Source organism: Mesorhizobium sp. M7A.F.Ca.AU.002.02.1.1, from assembly GCF_003998535.1.
GTDB lineage: Bacteria > Pseudomonadota > Alphaproteobacteria > Rhizobiales > Rhizobiaceae > Mesorhizobium > Mesorhizobium ciceri.
In genome coordinates this window covers 1-11,467 of record NZ_RZPB01000125.1, presented here as the reverse complement: position 1 = coordinate 11,467, position 11,467 = coordinate 1, and the positions used below count along the sequence as shown (strand labels likewise).

Below are 11,467 nucleotides of genomic sequence, written 5' to 3'. Positions count from 1 at the left end.
GCGCGATCTCGGGCAGGTCGATCTGCTTGATGTCGATGGAAACCGGCAGCGTCGTCGTGCCGCCGCTCGGCGCCGGCTGCGTGCTGGCCACCGGCAACCGGGCGAGTTCTATGCGCTCGGCAGCGATGCGGTCGGCGCTGAAGTTTTTCGACAGCAGCGCCAGCGGCGACCAGTCGACGGCCACCTTGCGCGCCACCAGCCAGGCACCCTCGCGATCCTCCAGCACGACATGGTCGACGCTGAGGGCTCCCGACCAGATGCCGTCTATGCCGCTGACCGTGATCTTGCGGTCGTCGGTCGATGCCAGCCGCGAAATGATGCCGGCGAGATTGTCGCGGCCGCGCTCGGTCTTGGTTAGCACCACCAGCGCGCCGATCGCTCCCGCAATCACGATCAGCAGGGTGTAGAGAACAATGCGGAGGATGCGCCAGACTGTTTTCATCGCTCAGAATGCCTGTCCGATGCCGGCATAGATGCCGAAATGCGGATCGCCCGGATCGCGGTTGAGCGGCACGGCCGCGTCGATGCGCAGCGGCCCGAACGGCGTGACATAGCGCAGGCCGACGCCGGCGCCGACCTTGACATCGGAGAAATCGGGAACCGATTTGGTCGACACGGTGCCGGCATCGACGAACGGCACGATGCCGATCGTGTCGGTGATGGCGATGCGCATCTCGACCGAGGTTTCGAAGAAGGACAGGCCGCCGATCGGCTGGCCGGTGAAATCCTTCGGACCGATGCCCTGATAGGCGTAGCCGCGCACCGAACCGCCGCCGCCGGAATAGAAGCGCCGGTCGGCCGGCACATTCTGAAGCCCGGTGCCCACGATCGAACCGATGGCGACACGTTCGGCCAGCACGAACTTGGAAGCCGAATCCAGCGACTGATAGGCCGACCCTTCGCCCCTCAGCTTCAGGAAGGCCGCACCATTCAAAATGTCGTAGCTCGGCTCGGCATAGGCCAGCACCCGAAAGCCGCTGGTCGGGTTCAGGCGGTTGTCCCTGTTGTCGTAGACATATTGCAGCGGAATGCTGGCGATCAGGTATTTGTGCTTGCCGAAAGCGTCGTGGATGCGGGAATAGTCGAGCGCCACCTCGGCGGAAACCGTCTGCTTCTTGGTCAGTTCGTAGGACAGTCCGGTGCTGCCCTTGATCGAGAAATGGTCATAGGCATCAGGATGTTCGAGCACCGTCTTGACGCTGGCGAAGAACTTCGATGCCGGTCCGATCACACCGGGTTTCTCGAACATGATGCCGGCATTGTAGTTGAGTTCGCCGAGATCGTTGCTGCCGATGCCGCTGATCTTGCCATCGATGCGCAGCTTCTCGGCCCGGCCGAACAAATTGCGGTGGCCCCAATAGCCCTCAAGGCCCAGCCCCTCGGTGTTGGAAAAAGTGCCGCCGACGCCGAAATAGCGTGGCTTGCGCTCGCTGACCTGGACGCCGATCGGAATGTTGCCGTCGGCATCGAGCGTGTCGGCTTCCTTGAACGTCACGCTGTTGAAGACCTCGAGCGCCAGCAACCGGTCGCGCGCATCGTCGATCTCTTGCGGCGAGTATTGCCGGCCGCGCTTGAGGCCGGTCATGTATTCGGTGAAGTCGCGGTCGACCTTCTCGGTGCCTTCCACGGTGGTCGGGCCATAGCCGGCGACCGGTCCGGCGGCGACCGTCAGCGTCACGTCGAGCGTCGAGGTGGCATGGTCGGCGACGATCTGGCGGTCCGTCACCTCTGCCAGCGGCCTGCCTTGCTCCTTCAGCGTCCGCACGATCAGCGCCTCGGCCTTGAGCACTGCGCCGGATCCGGCGTCGCCGCCTGATATCAGGCCATAATCGGCGCTCATCAGTCCTGCCGCGTCGCCTTGCAGCCTGATATTGCCCAAGGTGAATTTCGGCCCGGTAGCAATGTCGATCGCCACGGGAACCGGCTGCGGACCCTTGAATTCGGCATCCGGCGGCAAATCGTCGAGCGGCTTGCCGTCGATGGTGACGGTGACGACGCCTTCGTAGCGGGCATCGGCATAGAGCGCGGCGACAAGCTGTTCGCGGTCGCTGCGCGCCTTGGCCATCAGCCCGAGCGAGCCTGAAACCGGACGCTCCTCGTCGCTCTTCAGCGCCGAGGCATTTTCGAGCTTCTTGACCAGGTTCTTGTCGGCATCGGGGGCATTGATGGTCACGGCGTAGCGCAGCGGATCGACGATGTCGGCATCCTCGTCGCTGGACGATCCCCACAGCTTGATGCCGAAAAGCTCGAAAGCGGCCGCCGGGGACGATTCGGCGACGAGCACGGTCGAGCACATCATGGCCAGCAGCAGGGCGCGCGGAAGCGCACGCCCTGGCGCGCGACCTCCTGACATCTGCTCTTCATGCGCCGGCATTAAGACAACCTAGGTTACAAAACTAAAATTGGAATGAAGTTCTGAAGCGCTCGTAAAGGGGCCACAATCCAATTGTCTGAAATAGGACGGGCTTGGAATTCACACCTTTTGCGTCGCCGCAAGAAAGCGTGATCCCCTGTCCTATGGAGGTACTACCGGTCATCGACCGGAAAGGAAACCGTTGGCAGGCGGAACCCTGCCGCGTCCTTGTGTTGACAAGCCTGACTGAAGCTTGATCATGCCCGGACGTCAGCTGTGTCTGGAGGGGTGTTATGGCAATGCGCGCGGCTCGTGGTCTTTCGATTCTGATTCTCCTGTTTTTTGCCTGGGCCAATGTCCTGGCCTGGAGCAGCGTCTCGCAGGCGGCCGAGGCCCGGCGTATCGCGACAACGGACAATTCCGATTATTTCGGTTTTGATCTCAGGTCCGACCAGAATGTGACAATCGACCAGTGCAAGACGACATGCCTGGGAGACCCGGCCTGCCGCGCCTTCACCTACAATAAAAAAGCCAAATGGTGCTTCCTCAAATCCGACTACAACCAGTTGAAAACCTTCAACGGCGCGGTCGCCGGCAAGGTCGTCAACATCGATGGCGATCCTGATATCGGCGCGCCGCCGGAACTCGCCTTTTTCCCCAACTGGATGGCCGACCAGGCCCAGCAATACCGCAACAAGCTGCTCGGCCCGGCCTATGACAAGCCGACAGAAGGCATGGCTGCCTTGCTGAGTGCCGCCGAACAGGCCGTGCTGACCGGCGACCACCGCTCCGCCATGCTGAAATACGAGGCCGCTGTCTCGGTACTGCCCGATGATGGCCAGCTCTGGCTCAACCTGGCGCGTGAAACGCTGGCCGTGCAGCCCGCCGCCAGCACATCCGAAGCTTCCACTTTGCCGACGAACGGCACTTCGGCCGCATTCAATGCCTATAAACTACTGCGCACCACCAAGACGCGCGCCGAAGTGCTGGCGCTGCTCGGCAACGGCCTCGACAAGCGCGATCTCTACCGGCCGGCGCTACAGGCCTATGAGGCGAGCCTTGCCCTGAACCCGTCGCCGGCGGTCCAGGCCGACTATGCCGATCTGAAGGCGCGCAAGGGTTTCCGCGTTATCGACCACACCATCGACGCCGACACCAGCGCGCCGCGCATCTGCGCGCAATTCTCCGAAGATCTGGTCAAGACCGGCGTCGATTACGCGCAATTCGTCACCGTCGACAATGCACCGCCCAAGGGCGTCGAGGCCAAGGACAAGCAGATCTGCGTCGAAGGGCTGGAGCATGGCCAGCACTACGACGTCACCTTCCGCGCCGGCCTGCCGGCGGCAATCGGCGAAGTGACCGCGGCACCCGTGGTGCTGTCGATCTATGTCCAGGACCGCGCACCGTCCGCCCGCTTCACCGGTGATAGCTTCGTGCTGCCGGCCGGCGCGCGCCGCGGTATTCCGATCGTTACCGTCAACATGAACGCCGCCGAGATGAAGCTCTATCGCATCGGCGATCGTTCGCTGGCACAGCTTCTGTCGGGCTACCAGTTCCTGCACCAGCTGGACGGCTATGACATCTCCAACATTTCCGAGCAGATGGGCGCGCCGGTCTGGCAAGGCCAGCTCGACATCGCCAATGACCTCAACAAGGAGGTCACCACCTCCTTCCCGGTCGACGAGGCGGTGCCGCAGCGCAAGCCCGGCGTCTACGTGCTGACCGCCCAGGCCGTCAACAACAAGAGCGACGACTACAACTCGATGGCCACGCAATGGTTCGTCGTCTCCGACATCGGCCTGTCGACCTATACCGGTCAGGACGGGCTCAATGTCTTTGCCCGTTCGCTGGGCAGCGCCAAGCCGATCGCCGGCGCCGAACTGACGCTGGTCGCCAGGAACAATGAGGTTCTGGGCACGGCGACGTCGGATGCCGACGGCCATGCCGTCTTCAACCCCGGCCTGACGCGCGGCGACGGCGGCATGGTGCCGGCCGTGCTGATGGCCAAGCAGGGCGACAATGACTTCGTCTTCCTCGACATGGGCCGGGCCGGCTTCGACCTGTCCGACCGCGGCGTCACCGGGCGCGCGGCGCCAGGTGCGCTCGACGTCTATGCCTGGACCGAACGCGGTATCTACCGCGCCGGCGAGGATGTTCATGTCGCCGCACTTGCTCGCGACGGTGCCGCCAAGGCGGTCGAAAACCTGCCGTTGACCTTCATCTTCTCGCGCCCCGACGGCGTCGAGGACCGCCGTATCGTCAGCGACGGCGCATCGGCCGGCGGCCATGCCGTCGACCTGCCGCTCGCCCCCAACGCCATGCGAGGCACCTGGTCGGTGTCGATCTACACCGATCCCAAGCAGCCCGCGGTGGCCAGCCAGATGTTCCTGGTCGAGGATTTCGTGCCGGATCGCATCGAATTCGACATGAAGGCCGACAAGCAGGAAATCGCCCAGGGCGAAACCGCCAACATCGACATTGACGGCCGCTTCCTCTATGGCGCGCCGGCAGCAGGCTTGGCGCTGGAAGGCGAGCTGACGCTGTCGACTTCGCGCGACTGGGACCGTTTCCAGGGCTTTTCCTTCGGTCTCGCCGACGAGCAGTCGGCCGAACCCACGGTCACCCCCCTCGCCGATCTGCCGGTGGTTGGCGATGACGGCAAGGCGACCTTCCCGGTCTCCGTCGACCAACTGCCCTCGACCACCAAGCTGGTCGACGCCAAGGTGACGGTCAGGATGCGTGAAACCGGCGGCCGCGCCATCGAGCGCTCGCTCAACATCGGCATCCGCCCGCAGGGCCATATGATCGGCATTCGTCCGGATTTCGCCGACAATGAAGTGCCGCAGGGCGGCACGGCCAAGTTCAGCCTGATCGCCGTCGATCCCGACGGCAAGCGTGAGGCGCTGAAAGGCGCGCAATGGACGCTGGTCAAGGTCGAACGCAATTACCAGTGGTACCGCTCCAACAATTCGTGGAATTACGAGCCGGTGACCTTCACCAAGTCGATCGCCAACGGCCAGGTCGACCTCAACGCCGACGGCGACGCAACGGTCTCCGTGCCGGTCGATTGGGGTCAGTACAGGCTCGAGGTTGAAACCGCCGATCCGGAAGGACCGGCGACCAGCTACGAGGTCGACGCCGGCTGGTATGTCGCCTCGACCACCACCGAAACGCCTGACGGCCTCGAAATCGCCCTCGACAAGGACAATTATGCCGCCGGCGAAGTGGCCAAGCTGAAAATCTCGCCGCATTTTGCCGGCGAACTCTTGATCAACATCGGCTCCGACAAGCTGTTGAAGACCATCACGGCGTCAGTGCCGGCCGGCGGCAGCACCGTCGACATTCCGGTCGGCGACGACTGGGGCGCCGGCGCCTATGTCACCGCAACCCTGTTCCGGCCGGGCGATGCGCAGGAGACGCGCATGCCGGCCCGCGCCATCGGCGTGAAATGGCTGAAGGTCGATCCGGGTTCGAAGAAGCTCGCCATCACCTTGACGCCACCGGACAAGACCATGCCGCGCCAGCAGCTGTCGATCCCGGTTTCGGTCGCCGGCGTGCAGCCGGGCAGCAATGCCTATGTCATGGTTGCCGCCGTCGATGTCGGCATCCTCAATCTGACCAGCTACAAGGCGCCGGATCCGGAGAACTGGTTCTTCGGCCAGCGCATGCTGGGCATGGAAATCCGCGACATCTACGGTCGCCTGATCGACGGTTCTCTGGGCAACGCCGGCAAGCTCAGGACCGGCGGCGACGGCGCCAACATGCAGGCGCAAGGCAGCCCGCCGACCGAAAAGCTTGTCGCCTTCTTTTCCGGCGTCGTCGAGCTTGACGCCGACGGCAAGGCGCGGGTCGACTTCGACATCCCGCAGTTCAACGGCACCGTGCGCGTCATGGCCGTCGCCTGGACCAAGGACGCGGTCGGCCACGCCCAGTCCGACGTGATCGTGCGCGATCCCGTGGTCATCACCGCCGGCCTGCCGCGCTTCCTGGCGCCTGGTGACGCCGCCGTTATGCGCCTCGACGTCGCCGACACCGATGGTCCGGCCGGCGACTATGCGTTCTCGATCGAAACGACGGGCGACCTGTCGACGGGCGACAAGCCCCTGCCCCAGAAGCTGACGCTCGCCCAGGGCAAGCGCCAGACGCTAACCGTGCCGCTGATCGCTCAGACGGCCGGCAATGCCTCGCTCACCATCAAGCTTGCCCATGCCGACGGCACCAAGGTCGAGCAGACGCTCTATGTGCCGGTGCGCCCGGCGCAATTACCGGTCACCACCCGCCTGGTGGTCGACCTCAAGGGCGATGGCGGCGCGCTTCGCGTCGACAAGGAGCTGCTCGCGGCAAGCCTGCTCGACGGCGCCTCTGTCAGCGTCGGCGTTTCGCAGGCTGCCGCCTTCGACGTGCCTTCGCTGCTGATGACGCTCGACCGCTACCCCTATGGGTGCGCCGAGCAGACCACCAGCCGCGCCATGCCGCTTCTCTACGTCAATGAATTGGCGTCAGGCATCGGCATGGCCAGCGATCCAGATATCCATGGCCGCATTCAGGACGCCATCTACAAGGTTCTGAGCTATCAGGCCTCGGGCGGCAGCTTCGGCCTGTGGGGGCCGGGCTCCGGCGATCTGTGGCTCGATGCCTATGTCACCGACTTCCTGACCAGGGCGCGCGAGCAGAAATACGACGTGCCGAGCCTGGCCATGAACCAGGCGCTCAGCAACCTGCAGAACTCACTCGGCTACGACCAGAGCGTCCAGGACCGGGGCAGCGAGATCGCCTACGCCCTCTACGTTCTGGCCCGCAACAAGAAGGCCTCGATCGGCGACCTGCGCTACTATGCGGACACGCAACTCGAAGCTTTTTCCAGCCCGATGGCCGTTGCCCAGCTGGCGGCAAGCCTGGCGCTCTACGGCGATACACCGCGTGCGGAATCGACGTTCAAGACTGCCCTGCAGTTGGCCAAGTCGACCACCGACTACGACTACTACCGCTCCGACTACGGTTCGCGGCTGCGTGATGGCGCGGCGATGCTGGCGTTGGCGGCGGAATCCAAGCCGGTACCGACAATCGTGCCGGAGCTGATCAGGCTGGTGACCAGGGAACGCGCCGAAGCCCGCTGGACCAGCACCCAGGACGAATCCTGGATGCTGCTGGCGGCCCGCGCGCTGAAAGAAGGCAATGATACGATCACGCTGACCGTCAATGGCGCGGCACATTCCGGCGGCTACTCCGACCAGGTCGAAGGCTCTGACCTTGTCGAAAGCCCGCTGACCATCGCCAACACCGGCAAGACCCCGCTGCAGGCCGTCGTCACCACGGTGGCGTCGCCGGTCCAGCCCCTGCCGGCCGGCGGCGATGGCTTCACCATCAGCCGCACCTACTACAAGCTCGACGGCACCGAGGCCAATGTCACCGAAGCGACGCAGAACGAACGCTATGTCGTCGTGCTCAAAGTCAACGAGCAGAACACATGGCCATCGCGCCTGCTGGTCACCGACCTGTTGCCGGCCGGCTTCGAGATCGACAATCCCGGCCTGGTCTCCAGCGCCCAGTTGACGAACTTCTCGTGGCTGGCGCAGACCGATGCGGCCCATCTCGAATTCCGCGACGACCGTTTCGTCGCGGCATTCAACCCGGCCGACGGCGACCACGACCACAATCTGACCCTCGCCTATGTCGTGCGCGCCGTGACGCCGGGTACCTATGCGCACCCCGCGGCAACGGTGGAAGACATGTATCGGCCGCAATACTCGGCCCGCACCGCCACCGGCATGATGGAGATCAAGGCGCCGTAAGGCGCTGATGGTGATGGACGCGATGAGCAAAGTGCCCCCTCACCCGCCCTCCGCTTCGCTCGGTCGACCTCTCCCCGAGGGGAGAGGAGACGGCCAGCGCTGGCGCCAGTCTCTTCTCCCCACCGGAGGGAAGGCGGCCGCGAAGCGGCCGGATGAGGGGGCATCTTTACTGCCATGAAGATGCTTCGCAAATTCGCTGTTGGAGCGGCAGGGTGCGCCGGCATCCTCGCCCTTTCCGCCGCGTCCCTCTGGGAACTCGACCGCGCCTTCCCGCCCCCGCTTCCAGCCGAACTCACGGTCTCCACCGAAGTCCAGGACCGCGATGGCCAGTTGTTGCGCGCCTTCGCCACGCCGGACGGCTACTGGCGGCTCGAAACCCGGCTCGACCAGGTCGACAAGCAATTCGTCGACATGCTGGTCACCTATGAAGACAAACGTTTCTGGGATCATGAGGGCGTCGACGTGCTGGCGCTGGCGCGCGCCGCCGGCCAGTTCGCCACCAGCGGCCACATCGTTTCCGGCGGCTCGACGCTTTCGATGCAGCTTGCCCGGCTGATCGAGCCGCGCGAAAGCCGCAGCCTCGGCTCCAAGATCAAGCAGATGCTGCGCGCCATCCAGATCGAACGGCGGCTGTCGAAACGCGAAATCCTCGAACGCTACCTCACGCTGGCGCCTTATGGCGGCAATCTGGAAGGCGTGCGCGCCGCCTCGCTGGCCTATTTCGGCAAGGAGCCGAAACGGCTCACCGTTTCCGAATCCGCCCTGCTCGTCGCTCTGCCGCAGCTGCCGGAAAAGCGTCGGCCCGACCGCAATTTGAAGATCGCCCACGCCGCCCGCGACCGGGTGCTGACCCGAATGGTCTCCTCCCGCCTGCTCGGCGAGCGCGAGGCCGCACGGGCCGCCCTCGACGATGTCTCGGACCTGCGCCGCACGCTGCCGGCGCTCGCCGCGCACGCCGCCTATGCGATGTTGCCCAAGGCCGTCCCCGGCCAGCCCTTGCAACTGACGATCCGCAAGAGCGTCCAGGAGGGGCTGGAACAGGTGGCGAGGGACGCGGCCACCAAGCTCGGCCCTCGCCTGTCGGTCGCCATGGTGCTGGCCGACTCCCGCACCGGCGACATCCTTGGCGAAGTCGGCTCGGCCAATTTCTTCGACGCCAGCCGCTCCGGCTGGATCGACATGACAAAGATCGTCCGCTCGCCCGGCTCGACGCTGAAGCCGTTCATCTACGGTCTTGCCTTCGAACAGGGCCTGGTGGCGCAGGAGACGCTGATCGATGACAGCCCTGTCGATTTCTCCGGCTACCGGCCGAAGAATTTCGACATGGGCTACCAGGGCGATGTCAGCATCCGGCAAGCCCTGCAACTGTCGCTCAACGTGCCGGCGATCCGCGTGCTCGACGCGGTCGGGCCAACGCGGCTGATGGCGCGCTTCCGCCAGGCCGGCGTCAGCCCCATACTGCCGGTCAACGAGGCGCCGGGCCTGGCCATCGGCCTTGGCGGCGTAGGCGTCACGCTGCGCGACCTCGCCCAGCTCTACACAGGGCTCGCCAATGGCGGCAAGACGCACACGCTGCATGACGGCACCGAGCCGGCCAATGCCGAGCGCACCAGCGCCACCATCCTCGACGGTCAGGCCAACTGGCAGATCATCGACATACTGTCGGGCGTCAAGCCGCCCGAGGGTGCCCTGCAGCGCGGCATTGCCTACAAGACCGGCACGTCCTACGGCTACCGCGACGCGTGGTCGGTCGGCTTCGACGGCCGCTATGTGCTCGGTGTCTGGGTCGGCCGTCCCGACGCCGGCGCGGTGCCCGGACTGTCCGGTTATGTCTCGGCCGCTCCCATCCTGTTCGAGGGTTTTGTCCGCTCGGGCCTGGCCACCGTCCCCTTGCCGGGCAAGCCGCCCGGACTGTTCAGCCCCAGGCGCGAGGACCTGCCGGTGACGCTCGCCCGCTTCGGCGCCGGGGCGGACGGCCTGGTGCAGGCGACAGTGACCGAACCCGCACCGACCATCATCTTCCCGCCCGACGGCGCCCGCGTCGATCTCGGCACCAATTCGGTCGACGCCTCGCCGCTGGTGCTGAAGCTGCAAGGCGGCCGTGCGCCGTTCCGCTGGCTCGCCAACGGCAAGCCGCTGGTGGGCATCGACCGTCGCCGCACCGCGACCTGGCAGCCCGACGGCGCCGGCTATTCGACGCTGACCGTCATCGACGCCGCGGGACGCGCGGCGAGCGTGAAGGTGTTTGTCGAATAGACGGCTGCAAGCGATTCGTGGAATTGGCTTTCCACAGGCTCAGCGGATAGCGGGATACTTCACCCATGCCTGTTCCGAGGCACCCCCCTCTGGCCTGCCGGCGATCTCCCCCGCAAGGAGGGCGATCGGATGTCCTTGCCGCTTTCGCCAGTTATCAATGGTGGAGCAGGACGCCAAAGCTGACAATCTCCCCCCTTGCGGGGGAGATGCCTGGCAAGGCAGAGGGGGGTGCCTCGCGCGATCCTTTCCTGTCGGCAGCCTCAGCACTGGCAGCAACAATCCTTGTCACGGCAATCACCCTCCCTGCTCTCGCTGACCCACTCCCCGCCGGCTTTGTCCGGCTCGCCGATGTCGACCCCTCGATCCGCCAGGACATCCGCTACGCCGGATCGGATAATTTTCTGCACCGCAAGGTGAACGGCTATGGCGCCCCGGTCTGCATCCTCACCGAGGATGCGGCGAAGGCACTCTCCGCTGTCCAGAAAGCGATCGCGGCCAAACGCCTGACCCTGGTGGTGTTCGATTGCTACCGCCCTGCCCGCGCCGTCGCCGACATGGGCGAATGGACAAAACAGGGCGGGCCGCCCGATCCGCAATGGTATCCGGAGGTCAGGCGCAGCGACCTGATCGCCAAGGGCTATGTCGGAGAGTTGTCGACTCATTCACGTGGCTCGACCGTCGACGTCGCCGTCGCCCAGATGGACCGCAGGTCCAGCCCGAACCCGGCCTGCGGCACCGGGGATGCCGACACGCTCGATTTCGGTACCGGTTTCGACTGCTTTGATTCAATGAGCGAAACCGCATACCGCGGCCCTGCCAGTGAAGCGGCGGCAAATCGCAAGATGCTTGTCGAAGCCATGCGCGCGGGCGGCTTCAAGAACTATGCAAGGGAATGGTGGCACTTCACGCTGAAAAGCGAACCGTTCGCCAAACAGCGTTTCGACTTTCCCATCACCGCCGATTGAGGCACCGGATCAAATTCCACACCTTGCCTCGGCACTACCCATTGCTAGATAGGCTGAGTGGCAGGGCCATGGATTCTTCCTTTGGCCGCAAGAGGAAAATA

General features: G+C 64.8%; 4 protein-coding genes and 1 pseudogene. 3 read left to right on the top strand and 2 right to left on the bottom strand.

Translation table 11 applies throughout. From position 1 onward, the window contains the following. Together EN879_RS10715 and EN879_RS10710 are read right to left on the bottom strand one after the other, a co-directional pair. Positions 1-442, bottom strand: a pseudogene (locus tag EN879_RS10715) (hypothetical protein); the annotation flags it as partial. Positions 443-445: 3 nt separating this feature from the next. After that, the gene (locus EN879_RS10710; RefSeq protein WP_063168512.1) at positions 446-2,374 is read right to left on the bottom strand and encodes an autotransporter assembly complex family protein; all 1,929 of its coding nucleotides are present in this window, start codon (positions 2,372-2,374) and stop codon (positions 446-448) included. A gap of 272 nt (positions 2,375-2,646) precedes the next feature. On the opposite strand from EN879_RS10710, the gene EN879_RS10705 reads away from it, so the two are divergent. The 3 genes from EN879_RS10705 (at position 2,647) to EN879_RS10695 (ending at position 11,366) form a co-directional block, all read left to right on the top strand. After that, on the top strand, positions 2,647-8,145 hold the full coding sequence (locus tag EN879_RS10705; RefSeq protein ID WP_127274047.1) for an alpha-2-macroglobulin family protein: 5,499 nt from the start codon (positions 2,647-2,649) through the stop codon (positions 8,143-8,145). A gap of 174 nt (positions 8,146-8,319) precedes the next feature. Continuing rightward, positions 8,320-10,401: a penicillin-binding protein 1C gene (gene pbpC, locus EN879_RS10700; RefSeq protein ID WP_063168514.1), complete on the top strand. Its 2,082-nt coding sequence runs from the start codon at positions 8,320-8,322 to the stop codon at positions 10,399-10,401. A 206-nt stretch (positions 10,402-10,607) separates the two neighbouring features. After that, entirely contained in the window at positions 10,608-11,366 is a 759-nt protein-coding gene (locus tag EN879_RS10695; RefSeq protein ID WP_244514314.1) for a M15 family metallopeptidase, read from the top strand. Positions 11,367-11,467: the final 101 nt, after the last annotated feature.